General features: G+C 36.9%; 15 protein-coding genes. 6 read left to right on the top strand and 9 right to left on the bottom strand.

Going from position 1 to position 13,102, the window contains the following annotated elements; translation table 11 throughout:
* Nucleotides 1–292: 292 nt before the first annotated feature.
* Nucleotides 293–463, bottom strand: coding sequence for a hypothetical protein (locus ACIQ4I_RS12960; RefSeq protein WP_403096445.1), 171 nt, complete (start codon nt 461–463; stop codon nt 293–295).
* Nucleotides 464–647: 184 nt separating this feature from the next.
* On the opposite strand from ACIQ4I_RS12960, the gene ACIQ4I_RS12955 reads away from it, so the two are divergent.
* From ACIQ4I_RS12955 to ACIQ4I_RS12930, 6 genes are all read left to right on the top strand, one after another.
* A complete protein-coding gene (locus tag ACIQ4I_RS12955) occupies nt 648–836 on the top strand; it encodes a DUF4017 family protein (protein WP_403096443.1) in 189 nt (62 codons plus the stop codon).
* Between the two features lie 86 nt (nt 837–922).
* Complete coding sequence (locus ACIQ4I_RS12950) at nt 923–1,078, top strand: hypothetical protein (protein WP_403096442.1); 156 nt, start codon at nt 923–925, stop codon at nt 1,076–1,078.
* A 550-nt stretch (nt 1,079–1,628) separates the two neighbouring features.
* Nucleotides 1,629–3,245, top strand: coding sequence for an amidohydrolase (locus ACIQ4I_RS12945; RefSeq protein WP_403096441.1), 1,617 nt, complete (start codon nt 1,629–1,631; stop codon nt 3,243–3,245).
* Between the two features lie 39 nt (nt 3,246–3,284).
* Nucleotides 3,285–4,151, top strand: a complete 867-nt coding sequence (locus ACIQ4I_RS12940) for a nitrilase-related carbon-nitrogen hydrolase (protein ID WP_403096440.1) — start codon at nt 3,285–3,287, stop codon at nt 4,149–4,151.
* Between the two features lie 148 nt (nt 4,152–4,299).
* A complete protein-coding gene (locus ACIQ4I_RS12935) occupies nt 4,300–4,497 on the top strand; it encodes a DUF3311 domain-containing protein (RefSeq protein WP_397538048.1) in 198 nt (65 codons plus the stop codon).
* Nucleotides 4,497–5,978 carry a sodium:solute symporter family protein gene (locus ACIQ4I_RS12930; protein ID WP_403096438.1) on the top strand — a complete coding sequence of 494 codons (1,482 nt, stop codon included), beginning with the start codon at nt 4,497–4,499 and terminating at the stop codon, nt 5,976–5,978. The genes ACIQ4I_RS12935 and ACIQ4I_RS12930 overlap by 1 nt, the downstream gene beginning before the upstream one ends.
* Nucleotides 5,979–6,258: 280 nt before the next feature.
* Here ACIQ4I_RS12930 and ACIQ4I_RS12925 read toward each other — a convergent pair whose 3' ends face one another.
* The 8 genes from ACIQ4I_RS12925 to ACIQ4I_RS12890 all read right to left on the bottom strand — a co-directional run bounded on the left by ACIQ4I_RS12925 (nt 6,259) and on the right by ACIQ4I_RS12890 (nt 13,048).
* Entirely contained in the window at nt 6,259–6,537 is a 279-nt protein-coding gene (locus ACIQ4I_RS12925) for a DUF3784 domain-containing protein (protein ID WP_403096436.1), read from the bottom strand.
* 13 nt (nt 6,538–6,550) lie between these two features.
* On the bottom strand, nt 6,551–6,913 hold the full coding sequence (locus ACIQ4I_RS12920; RefSeq protein WP_403096435.1) for a hypothetical protein: 363 nt from the start codon (nt 6,911–6,913) through the stop codon (nt 6,551–6,553).
* Nucleotides 6,910–7,128: a helix-turn-helix transcriptional regulator gene (locus tag ACIQ4I_RS12915; protein WP_403096434.1), complete on the bottom strand. Its 219-nt coding sequence runs from the start codon at nt 7,126–7,128 to the stop codon at nt 6,910–6,912. The genes ACIQ4I_RS12920 and ACIQ4I_RS12915 overlap by 4 nt, the downstream gene beginning before the upstream one ends.
* Before the next feature lie 664 nt (nt 7,129–7,792).
* The gene (locus ACIQ4I_RS12910; protein WP_403096433.1) at nt 7,793–8,227 is read right to left on the bottom strand and encodes a hypothetical protein; all 435 of its coding nucleotides are present in this window, start codon (nt 8,225–8,227) and stop codon (nt 7,793–7,795) included.
* A 365-nt stretch (nt 8,228–8,592) separates the two neighbouring features.
* A complete protein-coding gene (locus tag ACIQ4I_RS12905; protein WP_403096432.1) occupies nt 8,593–9,771 on the bottom strand; it encodes a lipid-transfer protein in 1,179 nt (392 codons plus the stop codon).
* 69 nt (nt 9,772–9,840) lie between these two features.
* Nucleotides 9,841–10,611 (bottom strand): SDR family NAD(P)-dependent oxidoreductase, encoded by a 771-nt coding sequence (locus ACIQ4I_RS12900; protein WP_403096431.1) that lies wholly within the window; start codon nt 10,609–10,611, stop codon nt 9,841–9,843.
* Nucleotides 10,595–11,821 (bottom strand): CaiB/BaiF CoA transferase family protein, encoded by a 1,227-nt coding sequence (locus tag ACIQ4I_RS12895; protein WP_403096429.1) that lies wholly within the window; start codon nt 11,819–11,821, stop codon nt 10,595–10,597. The genes ACIQ4I_RS12900 and ACIQ4I_RS12895 overlap by 17 nt, the downstream gene beginning before the upstream one ends.
* A gap of 66 nt (nt 11,822–11,887) precedes the next feature.
* A complete protein-coding gene (locus ACIQ4I_RS12890; protein ID WP_403096428.1) occupies nt 11,888–13,048 on the bottom strand; it encodes an acyl-CoA dehydrogenase family protein in 1,161 nt (386 codons plus the stop codon).
* Between the last annotated feature and the right edge of the window lie 54 nt (nt 13,049–13,102).

Below are 13,102 nucleotides of genomic sequence, written 5' to 3'. Positions count from 1 at the left end.
TAGCTATTTATAGCTATGTTGATTATGGTATTTCTATAAAATTGGTGAAACAAATCTAATCTTTTGTTTTTAATTTGAAGAGACTCGTTATGTTCTAAACCTGGTTAGACTGTGCATTTGACAAAGCCCAAAACCGCCTTTACTAATAATAAGGTTCACCTTGTTTAATTCTATATCCCCTACAATTTTATTATGATTACCTTCAAACTTTATTATAAAATTCTTAAACAATACAAAAAAAATAGCCCCACACAATCAATTTGTGCAAAGCTACTTTTTCCATAGAGGTAAATTACTCGCTTAATTCTTTTTTCATCTCTTCAAGCTCTTCAATTTGTTCTTGAGTGAGTTGAATTAATTCGGCTGTTTTTGGATCAATCTCTTGTGAAGCTTGTAGTTGTTTCAATGTTTCTTTTGCATCTTCTAGCATTAATACGATATTTTCTAATTTTAGAATGCCCATATTTCATATGACTCCCCATACTGTATCATTTTTATGCTTTCTCATTATAGCTTACTTCTCTAATTATCGCATGAAGAATTCCATATAGTAATTTTTAGTTACAATCTTAAAGTTTTCTAATAAAATAAAAGATAAAGGACGATTCAATAGTTGTTGAAAAGTACAAAGAAAGGCGCTGAACCTATTGAAAACAATAATACCACCATTATTGGCCTATTTGATTATTTGTATAATTGCCATCTTAGCTCCTGCATCTGAAGGTTATGATACCGTCAGTTGGAAATTACTTGTTGGACAAATTTATGCAATTCCCGTTTTAATTGTTGTAGCTTTCGTCACCTTTTATATGAATAAAAAACGTGCAAACAAATAAGAAAAATTCAAAGGATAGCAATGGCTATCCTTTTTTTGGTAAAACAATTGTCAGAATATTAAATTATGCATTAGGGGGTAAATCAATTGGAACTCATAGAAGAATTGGAGACGTTTCATTTTACTGACTTAGAAATGAATGATGAACAAGCAGAATTTGCTTCAGCTTTAAAGTTAATTACAGAAGGAAAAGATAAATTAGCTGCAGAGAGTTTGAAACATTTATTTTGTATTTCGAATTAGTTGTTAAAACACTACAAAGGGCCTTATTAGGTACAATCCATATTAAATAAAAGAGCATGTTTTGATCCATCTATATCAAAACACGCTCTTTCTATTTGTTCTTATATGGATCAATTTCATAATTCAAAGATTTGATAATAAACACGAACATTAAATGGGCCATTGTTATATACCCTATCTATTAGAACATTGTCTATGAAGCGGAAGATGGCGACTCCTGCGGGAAAGTGAGACAGGTGAGACCCCGCAGTGAAGCACGGTACGGGCTTCCGAGGAGGCTCAACGCTCGCCCGCGGAAAGCGCCATCTGGAGCGGAATATCCAAATCTGAATATTGAAAATTCAATACGTTGAAATGTTCGTATTTAAAAACCGCTATTCTCCCCTGAACATTCCCCATATACATTCCTTTTAACCTTTTGTCTAAAAATCATAAGATTTTATTACCTTTTGTAAATATATTAGGTAATCTATTTTTAGTAATATTAACGAATAGACTACCACACTTGTGGTTTTCTGAATATTCAAACTAAATAACAAGGGGGATATTTATGAAAGCAAGCATTGTTTTTTTGAATGGTGAAGTAATTACTGTAGATGAACAAGACTCTATCCAAGAGGCTCTAGCAATTTCTGATAATAAAATACTAGCAGTTGGTTCAAATGATGAGATTAAGGGTTTTATTGACGATTCTACTCAAGTAATTGATTTGGAAGGAAAATCACTGCTCCCTGGGATTATTGATGCTCATTTACATTTGGTTATGTATGGTGCTTTTCAACTCAACATCAGCTGTAAAGAACCTGGTATGGAGTCAATCGATGCGATTTTGACTGCATTAAAAGAAAGAGCTGCTAATACACCAAAAGGACAATGGATTCGTGCATGGGGTTTTAATGAAAATACCGTGAAAGAAAAACGATATCCTACTCTTGAAGAATTGGATGCCATTTCAACAGACCATCCAATTAATATTACACGAACTTGCGGCCATATTGGCATAGTCAATTCAGTTGCCTTAAACCTTGCTGATATTGATGAAACAACTTCAAATCCACAAGGAGGTGTTATTGAAAAAGATGCTCAAGGTAAATTAACTGGACGCATAATTGAAAACGCTTATATGCAATTGAATGAACAATCTGCTTACACAAATGAAGAGATCCATCAAGCGATTCAAATTGCCCAACAACATTTCTTAGAAGTTGGAATTACAAGTGTTCACGAAGCTGGAACATTTTCAAAAGAAAGTTTCCGTTCTCTACAACAAGCCTCCCAAAAAGGCAAATTAAAAATTCGAGTCTATGCAGTGATCGCTAGTTTAGATGACTGTACGCAGTTCACATTAAATATGATGGAATCTGGCGTAGTAACTGGAACTGGGAACGAATTCTTTAAAGTGGGTCCGGCTAAAATGTTTACAGATGGTAGTAGTACAGGCCCAACCATTGCTACTCGTGAAGGTTATACAAGCAATCCTGAAAATCATGGAATTCTCTATTACACAGAGGAAGAAATTTATGAAGTTCTTGGCAGAGCACACGAATTAGGCTATCAAATTACCGTACATGCTCAAGGTGACAAGGCGATTGAGATGTATTTGAATGTTGTCGAACGTGCTCTAAAAGAAAATCCTCGCGAAAATCATCGTCATCGTATCGAACATGCTGGTATTTCAAGCCCTGATTTACAGCAACGTATGAAAGAGTTAAAAATGATTCCAATACCAAATCCACCATTCCCCTATGAATTTGGTGAAAGTTACTTAACGAACTACGGCGAACGTACGGACTATATGTACCCTGCACGTGACTTTATCGATCAAGGTATTATTGCTGCTGCTGGTTCAGACTCACCTGTTACAACCTATAATCCGTTCATCGGAATTCATGAGGCAGTTAATCGTGTCACTGCAAATGGAATACCTTTTGGTGGCAAACAAAACATTGACGTACTCGAGGCAATTCGTCTGTATACCTATAATGGTGCATATGCAAGCTTTGACGAGGATATTAAAGGTAGTTTAGAGCCTGGGAAATTAGCAGATGTCATTGTACTTGACCGTAGCATTTTGAAAACGCAACCACAAGAATTGAAAGATATTCAAGTTGAATTGACCATTCTTGATGGCGAGGTTCTATTCGAACGTTCGAAAACGAATATTTAGTAAAGTGACATATTCCAATTACGAGAATGGAGGACTCCAATGTCAATAAAAGTCTCATGCTGTCAATTTGAATTGCAAAAAGTAGATACCTTCTCTACCTTTAAAGACCAAGTTTTACGAGCATTTGACGATGTTCCACTTTCAAGTGATTATGTACTGTTACCAGAGTTATTTACGATGTCTTTACTCACAACATTTAAGGATTACGAACAATTTACAGAAAAAGATAATAAGAAACTGGGTGTATTTTTAAAAGATTATATTCAGTTTTTTAATGAGCTTTCACAAAAGAGAAAACAAATTATTATCGCAGGTTCTACACTTGAGCCCACTGATCAAGGTTATTACAATACAGCCTATATCTTTGATGGTGAAGGCAACATATTTAAGCACCGGAAGACGCATATTTTCCCGGCTGAATCTGCTTGGGATACTATTGAGGGTGATGACTTAGAAGTATTTAACATCGGTCCTGTAAAATTTGGCGTTGCCATTTGTTATGAAATGGAAATCCCAGAAATTGCACATATCTATAGTCAAAAAGGGGCCGACATTATCTTCTGCCCTTCCTATACTTTCACTGAATATGGTTTCTGGAGAGTCCGCCATTGCGCTCATGCCCGAAGTATTGAAAACCAACTCTACGTTGTTCACTGCCCTACGATTGGTGAATTATCCGGACCGATTCATAACGGTTTTGGGACAACTGCCATTATGGGGCCGGCTGACTTACCATGGACAACAAATGGCGTGATTGCAGAGGCGACAAGTACCTCAACTACAGTCGTTACGGCAGAGCTGTCTATTGAAGATCTTTATGAAAATCGTAAAAATGGTGCTGCTACAACATATAAAGATCGTGTACGTAGAAAAGAGATTTATACAATTAAAGCTCCAATCAATTGAAACTCAATACCATTGTTTTTTGTTGAACGAATGCTTTTACGGGTAGTTGCTCCCCCACTCATCCTTTTAATTTACTTAAGTCTTAAAGTTGGGGGCTTACTGCCAGTTTATGCGGGATAAATTAATGCCAAATTCAGAGGGGGATATTATGAAGAACATTAAACTATTATTATTTATTCCGTTTATCGGAATGTGCCTCTTTTTGCCCTTTGCAAATAAAATAGAGCCTTATGTAGTCGGTTTACCATTTCTCCTTTTCTGGATTATTTTATGGATGATTTTATCGTCACTCCTGTTAGCAATTGTATATAAACTAGACCCTGAAAACCAAGGAGGCGATGAATAATGAATATTGCTTTAATTATTATCTTTGCGTTTGCAGCGATTGCCCTTTTCCTTGGTATTAGAGCGACACATGGTAAGAAAATGAATGTCGAAGAATTTGCAGTTGGAAATAAGGGATTTGGTACATTATTCATTTTCCTTTTAATTGCAGGCGAGGTTTATACTACTTTTACATTCCTCGGCGGTAGTGGTTGGGCCTATTCAAATGGGGCAGCTTCTTTTTACGTACCTGCGTATATTTGTTTAGCATACGTTTTATCTTATTGGATTGCACCGAAGATTTGGACCTATGCGAAAAATAATAATATTATTTCTCAGCCAGAATACTTTGCTTCTAAATATAAAAGCCCGATCTTAGGATTAGTTGTTTCATTTTTGGGTGCTATCGCATTAATCCCGTATATCGTTATACAGTTAAAGGGATTAGGCATTATTGTTTCGGAGGCGTCATATGGGGGCATTAGCTCCATTATGGCAAGTACAATCGGTGCCATTATCATTACAATCTATGTCACCATTTCGGGTATCCACGGCTCTGCATGGACTGCAGTGTTAAAAGATATCATGATTTTAGGAGTCATCGTATTTTTAGGAATTTATATTCCATTCCATTACTTTGGCGGCGTACAACCTCTTTTTGAAGCCGTCGAAAAAGTAAAACCTGAAAGCTTAACCCTATCTAACTCAGGATTGAGTATTTCTTGGTTTGTCTCAACAATAGTTTTAAATGCATTTGGATTCTACTTATTACCAAACTCCTTCTCAGTGGTTTTGTCAGCTAAAAGCGCCAAGTCATTAAAGAAAAATGCGATTACCCTACCTTTGTATACACTGTTACTTCTATTCGCATTTTTCATTGGATTTGCTGCCATCATCGAGATTCCAGGATTACAAGGAGCTGAAGGTGATCTATCTTTGCTTCGATTAACGATTCAAACATTTGATCCATGGATTGTAGGTGTTGTCGGAGCTGCAGGCTTGCTGACTGCATTAGTACCAGCATCTGTCATGTTAATGTCCGCTTCCATTGGATTAATGACTGGATTTTACAAACTCGTGAAACCAAAGGCAACAGATCGCCAACAATTGCTTGTTTCAAAAGTCTTCGTTTTTGCAATTATCGCTGTAGCTTTCATCTTCACGATTACTGGAGGAAATGCACTGGCAATCTTAAATATTATGTCATACAGCCTAATCACACAACTCGTTCCAGCACTACTATTTAGTTTCTATAAAAACCGTATTCTGAATAAAATCGGTGCTATGGCGGGGATATTCGCAGGTGTCTCGGTCGTCCTATATGGTGCCATAACATCTCATAAACTAATCGACTTCTTCCCGAACATCCCGCATGTACTTAATGACATCAGTACTGGTATGATCGCAGTAATTATTAACTTTTGCGTAGCGATTATAGTAAGCTTAGCAACTAATCATCTAGTTGCTAAAGAGAAGGAAAAAGTAGATACTCTTGCTGCATAAAGAGATATTCATAAAAATCGGGCGTTTATTCACAACGATGAATAAACGCCCTAATTTTGTACTATCAGATTTCAAAGGTTCGATACCAAATGAATTTAAAGATAATAAAGTCTATAAAAAAATAACCATCTTATCGAATAAATATATAGTAATAATTTATTTTATTCTTGCAAATAACGGTTTGAATCTTTTGGATTCTTTTGGATTGATTATAGTTACTTTACTTGCTTTCATTATCAGCTTATTAATAGATGTTGCTCTATTTCACGAATAGTTCTGGTTATTCAACCATCTTTGCATTAACATAAACAACTTCCATTAATAAAATAGCCACCGTAAACATAATTAAATATTCAGTCTGTTTGATACCGATTAAGCCGCAAATTAATAGCAAAATGCCGAGAATCGCCATTGTACTACCTACTAAACGTGCTAATTTGAATTTATCTTTTACTCTTTTTTCGTTATATCCTGCTAATAGCCACGTTTGTTTTTTAACACCTACTAAATAACCCAATACTAGAAAGACTAAACCTATTAATACTAAATTCATTTCCATCTAAACCAACCTCCTAATAGTGTTTGATAATTGCAGGTACAATATAGAAAGGAATAAAAAGAGTTGACAACAGATACAATAAAATCATATCCACATCGAATTCCATCTTTAAAATTCCTTGATTATCAATAAATAAAATAATTATCAATAAAGCATTTAACAAAAACATACAACGCAATGACCACTTTGAAATGTTGGCATTCACTCGATCATCGAATTCTACTTCTTCTTTTTGTATATTACTTCGCTTATATTTAGCAAATACAATTAAACATACTATACCTCCGAGAAGCACCCACTTTATTAAAGAATTATCAAGAAACACCAGCACGATAAAAAAGAAAAGAATGGGTATATATGTAAATAACTTAGTCATACTTCCTCCTCCATCCAAAATAGTTTTTCAATTGATGTATCTAATGCAGCAGCAATTAATAAACACACCTTAATCGTTGGATTATATTTTTGCGCTTCGATTAAGTTCATTGTTTGTCTCGTGACACCAACAAGCTTAGCTAAATCCCCTTGTGTTAAACTTCCAATTTCAATTCTTCTGACTTTAACATTGTTCTTTACTTGAACATCTTTCAACCTAAGGCCACCTTCCATAAAACAAAAGTTCGATGTCACTTTGTTTCCGTTTCGCAATAGGATTTCTATAAATGTAAAAATTTACCACCATTTGAATTGTAACATATAATTTACTTTTGTCATATATACACGACAATTTTTCTTAAAAAAATTGACTTGCAACAATCTACAAGTCGATTTCTTCTTATATATTGTCTTTTAACCTCGGTTGAGTAATTATATATGCATACAAATAACGCTTAAAATAAGTGAAAATGATCGTCTAAAGAGACAACGTGCACAAATAGATACAAGAAAAAGCCTCATTTGAGAAGAATCAAATGAGACTTTTCTATTAATAGGCTAGGCTTTTCAAATATCTTTTAATTTATTCGCAAATGCTATAGCTTTATCTTTACTTTTACAAATTGCAAAAAAGGATACTTGCCATACTATGAGAGGATAACCTTTTCAAGAGCTCTTTTGCTATATTGAAGTCTATTAAATAATTTGCAACTATATGTTTCTTTTAATGACCCATTGTCGCTTTTAAATAACGTCACGGTGTTTATAAAAAAGACACGATGTTTTGAATAAAGTCGCGATGTTTTGTCCCTTTGGATCTGGCTTGATGGGCATGGGGTTTACCCTCTTACAGAGTTAGAAGACAACTCTTACGTCTCTGTTACTCTGGTTGCTGACCATCGTACTGCTTTTTCTTCATTCTTGTGCCCAGTAAGATGAGGGCGACATAGATTACGATGGCAATCGAATCTATAAGCGTATCCGTAAGCCCCGATACGTCAAGCAATGCCGTTACACCAAGAATAACCATTAGTCGGACGATCAGGATCGCCGCGATCAACCATGCGGCAAACCGGTACTTTGATTGCTCAGTTTGAAATGACATGAAAATGAAAGCGATGCCGAAGACCAGATTTTCCGCCGTGATGATGTGCCAGACATACGTGAATACTGTCCGGGTATCCACGGATATCGCCTCAATGTTGAGCGTCGGTAGCACAGCGGATTGACCGTTCCATGCGTGCGTGAAGGCAAACAGCATCGCGAGGACGCCTGCAATCAGATAATAAAAATTCCTAACCTTGATCTTCACCACAACCTTCCTTGGAAATTCTCGGTTCCTTCTTTCTCTTTTTCATTTACTTCTTTATTATTTTTATTTCCTTAAATTGATTTTTATTCACTTTAATGCAGAAAGAACTTTACTTTAAATAAAGTGGCTCATTTCCGTTATCTTGTCATTTTATTCTACAAATAGGCGCGATTGTTGAGCAAACACTGGTAGAAAAAGATTAAATTTTTTATAAAAAATTATTCACTAGCAACAAACAACCCAAGCATTTTGACCAAACTTTTTTCAAAATGTTTGGGTTTCTTCTGTTGAAAAATCAATTTTTGTAGCTTGCTTTTGATTAAACTTTATTACAAACCAACACCTACCATCTGAAATTGAAATTCCATCTACCCTTTTTCATATAAAGTTACGACACATGCTCCGCCAAGACCTAAATTATGTTGCAATGCAAGTCTTGCATCTTCTACTTGTCGATCTCCCGCATCTCCACGCAAATGCCAAACTAACTCTGTACATTGTGCTAAGCCGGTTGCACCTAGAGGATGGCCTTTTGACATTAAGCCACCCGAAGGATTGATGACATATTTTCCTCCGTACGTATTGTCCCCATCAGTAATTAATTTTGATGCTTCTCCTTCACCACAAAGTCCCAATGCTTCATAGGTGATAACTTCATTTGGTGTAAAACAGTCATGTAGTTCGATTACATCCACTTCTTCTGGACTAACTCCTGATTTTTCATAAACCTCCTTCGCTGCCCGTGCTGTCATGCCTGCGCCGACTAAATGGAGATTATCTTCAATGCTATCCGGCTTATCGGTTGTCATGGATTGAGCTACAATTTTCACTGATTTATGGATATTATGTTTTTTTGCAAAACGATCACTACAAACAATGACAGCTGCTGCTCCACATGTTGGTGGACAAGCCATAAATTTTGTGAGTCCTGGATAAACAATTGGCGAATCCAGGACCTCAGCGAGTTGTAGTTCTTGTGTAAATAAAGAATAGGGATTGTTAACGGCATGCTTTCTTGATTTTAAAGCCACCTTGCCAAAGATATCCGCTTTCGCATCATATTTTTTTAGGTACTCTAAACCTGCAGCTCCAAATACTTTTAACGCAATCGGTCCATCTGGTAAATCAGGGTTTAATTCCTCAAAACTGTTGTTAAGCCATTGGAATGGCGATGTCCGATCTGTCCAATTATCACCTATAACACCCGGTTTCATCTCTTCAAAGCCAAATGCAAGCACACAATCAGCTGCACCTGATTCTACTGCTTGGCGTGCCATGTAAAGAGCAGTTGAACCCGATGAACAATTATTATTTACATTAATGATAGGAATGCCTGTCATCCCAACTAGGTATAGTGCTGATTGGCCGCAGGTGCTATCTCCGTACACATAGCTCGCATAAGCTTGGTTGACTTCTTGTAAGTCTATTCCTGCATCAGCGAGTGCTCCTCGAATAGCTTTTGATGCCATAATTTCATAGGGTTCATTTCTCCCCGGTTTCTCAAACTTAACCATGCTTACTCCAATTACATTTGCTTGACTTTCCATAAATACCCTCCTATTTTTTCGAATTATGTTTGATCATTTTACAACACATCACCAAATCACAGTTTCCTTTTATCGTGGTGACATTCGGATGCCACCGTCTAAACGAATAACCTCTCCATTCAAATATTCATGCTCCATGATAAAAGTAGCAAGCTCCGCATATTCGTGAGGTCGTCCTAGCCGTTTCGGGAACTCCACACTTTCTGATAATTTCTGAATCACCTTTTCGGATAATGTATCTGCCATTGGTGTCATAAATAATCCGGGTGCGATGGTATTCACACGAATGCCAAACTGAGATAAATCACGGGAAACTGGTAATGTCATCCCTGCTACGCAAGCTTTACTTGCACCGTATGCTGCCTGCCCCATTTGTCCATCAAAAGCAGCTACAGAAGCCGTATTTACGATTACGCCTCTTTCTCCAGAGTCGGTAAGTGGTTGGTTATTTTTCATTTCATTAGCTGCTAATCTTAACACATTAAATGTACCAATTAAGTTTATTCCTATGACTTTATTGAAATCTTCTAAAGGTAATACACCTTTTCTACCAATGGTTTTTCCTGATGTACCAACACCTGCACAGTTTACACAAACATGAATCGCTCCAAAAGCTTCAATTACTTGGTTGATCCCATTTTGTACTGATTCATCATCAGCTACATTGACCAATGCGTACTGAACATTTTCACCAAATTGTTCGACTGCTTCCCTTGCCTTCTCTTCATTTACATCAAAAATAAATACCTTTGCGCCTTTCTCTAATAAACTTGTTACTGTCGCTAACCCTAAACCTGAAGCCCCTCCTGTTACTACTGCTACCTTATCTTGTAGATTCATTTTCCAACAACTCCTCTAATTTAGATTGCTTACCCAAAATCCCTTGTTCTGCTAACCTTTTGATTGCTTCGGTATCAAAGCCTGCATCTTTTAAAATTTCTACCGAATGGGTTCCTGTTTGTACACCCGTGAAAAGGTACTCTGCTGGTTGAGTCGAAAACCTGATTGGAAATGCAATTTGTTTTTGTGTACCACCAGCTAGTTTAGGAACTGTAACAACTAAATCCCTTGCCTCAATTTGAGGATGTTGAACTGATTCAGAGAATTTCAAAACTGGCTCAACACAGCCGTCAAAATCATCTCCGAGAATCGCTAACCATTCATCAAATGTTTTTTCTTTGAAAGCAATTGTTAGAATCTTTTTGAATGCTTGCTGATCCTTTAAACTTTCACTACTACACAAATCAAGTAACCTACGATCTCCAATTAATTCACAAAGCTTTACCTGAAATTGTGGTTCCAAACTGCCCACCGAAAAATAGCGGTGATCTTTTGTCTCGTAATAATCGTAGAACCCTCCACCATTTAATAATGATGATTCAGCTTCAGGTTCAATTTCACCAACCAAATAGCCGGATCCATACATAGCATTTAATGCAAAAACGGTATCGGTTATACTTAAATCGATATATTGACCTTCACTTGTTTGTTCTCGGTGATAGACGGCTGCTAATATGCCAACCACTGCTGGAAGTGAACCCCCTGCAAGATCTGCAACCTGAATCCCAGAAGGAACAGGGACTTGATCTTTTCTAAAGGAATAGCTTGTTGCACCTGCTAATGACAAATAATTAATATCATGACCTGCTCTGTTTCGAAGTGGCCCAGTTTGACCAAAACCCGTAATCGAGCAAAAGATAATTCTGGGATTAATCTGTTTCAGCTTTTCATAGCCAATACCCAATCGATCCATGACATCTGGTCGAAACTGCTCAACGACAATGTCGTAATCCTGAACTAATTTATAAATGACTTCCTTTGCTTCATCATTCTTCAAATCCAATGCTAAAGATCGTTTCGAGCGGTTAAGATGTCCAAAAGCTGCTGACACATCGCCATCCATCGGGTGCAAGACTTTCGTAAGATCTACACGATTTGGTGATTCCACTTTCAGTACATCAGCTCCCATATCTGCCAGCATCATCGTCGCAAATGGACCTGGCAATAGGGTTGAGAAATCTAAAATTTTCAAACCTGATAAAATCCCCACATTTAGCCCTCCCCTCGTATTGCTACTTTGCATCACGAAACTATGTTTAGAACTTCCTAGCCTATGCTATTTCCCCAATACATCCTTACTAATAATTTCCTTCATAATCTCAGATGTTCCCCCATAAATACGTTGTACTCTTGCATCTGTAAAAGCTCTTGAAATTGGATATTCCTCCATATAACCGTATCCCCCAAATAACTGTAAGCATCCATCCGCAATCCGACCTTGCGCTTCTGTTGCAGATAGTTTTGCAATACTTGCATCTGCAGTAGACAGCTGGTTATTTTCCAAAAGCGCTAGACATTGATTGACATATGCACGATTGACTTTTGCTTCGGTTGTCATTTCGGCGATTTTATGACGAATCGTTTGAAGTTTGCTAAGAGGCGCTCCAAACGCCTCTCTTTCATGCAGATATTTCACCGTGATTTCCAAAGCCCCCTCCATAGCACCACATGCACCAACAGCAAGAATCGTTCTTTCTCTTGGTAATTCATGCATCAATGTGATAAACCCACGATCTAGTTCCCCTAAAACTTGTCCCGTGGATGCCAAGACTTCTTCAAAAAATAATTCAGAAGTATCAGCAGAATGAAGACCGATTTTCTTTAATTTCTTTCCTTTTGTTAGCCCTTTACTAGTAGCATCAACTATAAAAAGCGTCGTTCCTTTAGATGCAGGGACTGATGGATTTGTTTTGGCCACCACAATGGCAAAATCGAAATGTTGACCATTCGATATAAATGTCTTCGAACCATTGATAAGATAATCACCAGTTTCTGCATTTTTGACCGCAGTCGTTTTAATTCCTTGAAGGTCACTACCAGCACTAGGCTCAGTCATAGCAATTGCACCAACAAGTTCTCCAGATGCCATTTTAGGTAAATAATATGCCTTTTGTTCTTCCGTCCCCGAATTAAGAATGTAATAGGCTACGATATTTGAATGTACTGCTAAATTTCCTGAAATTGAATTAAATCCAAGCCGACTGAATTCGTCAATAATGCTTGCTGAAAAATGGAGAGGTGCTCCTAAACCACCATATTGCTCTGGAATATCTACACAAAGCAATCCTTCATCACCTAGCTTTCGCCACAGCTCTTTTGGAATAATTCCATCCTCTTCCCATTTACTGTAGTGATCTACAATTTCTTTTTTGGCAAACGCCTGAATTGTTTTTTTAAACAATGTGATTTCTTCTTCAATCGCTATTGAATTTTTCATTTTTAGTCCTCCTCCGGTGAATCTTTCAATCTATTTAAACTGCAAATTCCTTGC

It is taken from the genome of Rummeliibacillus sp. NPDC094406 (genome assembly GCF_044763875.1).
In the GTDB taxonomy this organism is placed as follows: Bacteria; Bacillota; Bacilli; order Bacillales_A; family Planococcaceae; genus Rummeliibacillus.
Note: the sequence above shows the minus strand (reverse complement) of the source record. Positions and strands in the feature narration are given on the sequence as shown.

Excerpts from the sequence above, each read along its gene's own strand:
- ACIQ4I_RS12930 (WP_403096438.1), top strand. The coding sequence starts at position 4,497 with ATGAATATTGCTTTAATTATTATCTTTGCGTTTGCAGCGATTGCCCTT.
- ACIQ4I_RS12940 (WP_403096440.1), top strand. The coding sequence starts at position 3,285 with ATGTCAATAAAAGTCTCATGCTGTCAATTTGAATTGCAAAAAGTAGAT.
- ACIQ4I_RS12935 (WP_397538048.1), top strand. The coding sequence starts at position 4,300 with ATGAAGAACATTAAACTATTATTATTTATTCCGTTTATCGGAATGTGC.
- ACIQ4I_RS12960 (WP_403096445.1), bottom strand. The coding sequence starts at position 463 with ATGGGCATTCTAAAATTAGAAAATATCGTATTAATGCTAGAAGATGCA.
- ACIQ4I_RS12900 (WP_403096431.1), bottom strand. The coding sequence starts at position 10,611 with ATGAATCTACAAGATAAGGTAGCAGTAGTAACAGGAGGGGCTTCAGGT.
- ACIQ4I_RS12920 (WP_403096435.1), bottom strand. The coding sequence starts at position 6,913 with ATGACTAAGTTATTTACATATATACCCATTCTTTTCTTTTTTATCGTG.
- ACIQ4I_RS12945 (WP_403096441.1), top strand. The coding sequence starts at position 1,629 with ATGAAAGCAAGCATTGTTTTTTTGAATGGTGAAGTAATTACTGTAGAT.
- ACIQ4I_RS12890 (WP_403096428.1), bottom strand. The coding sequence starts at position 13,048 with ATGAAAAATTCAATAGCGATTGAAGAAGAAATCACATTGTTTAAAAAA.
- ACIQ4I_RS12925 (WP_403096436.1), bottom strand. The coding sequence starts at position 6,537 with ATGGAAATGAATTTAGTATTAATAGGTTTAGTCTTTCTAGTATTGGGT.
- ACIQ4I_RS12905 (WP_403096432.1), bottom strand. The coding sequence starts at position 9,771 with ATGGAAAGTCAAGCAAATGTAATTGGAGTAAGCATGGTTAAGTTTGAG.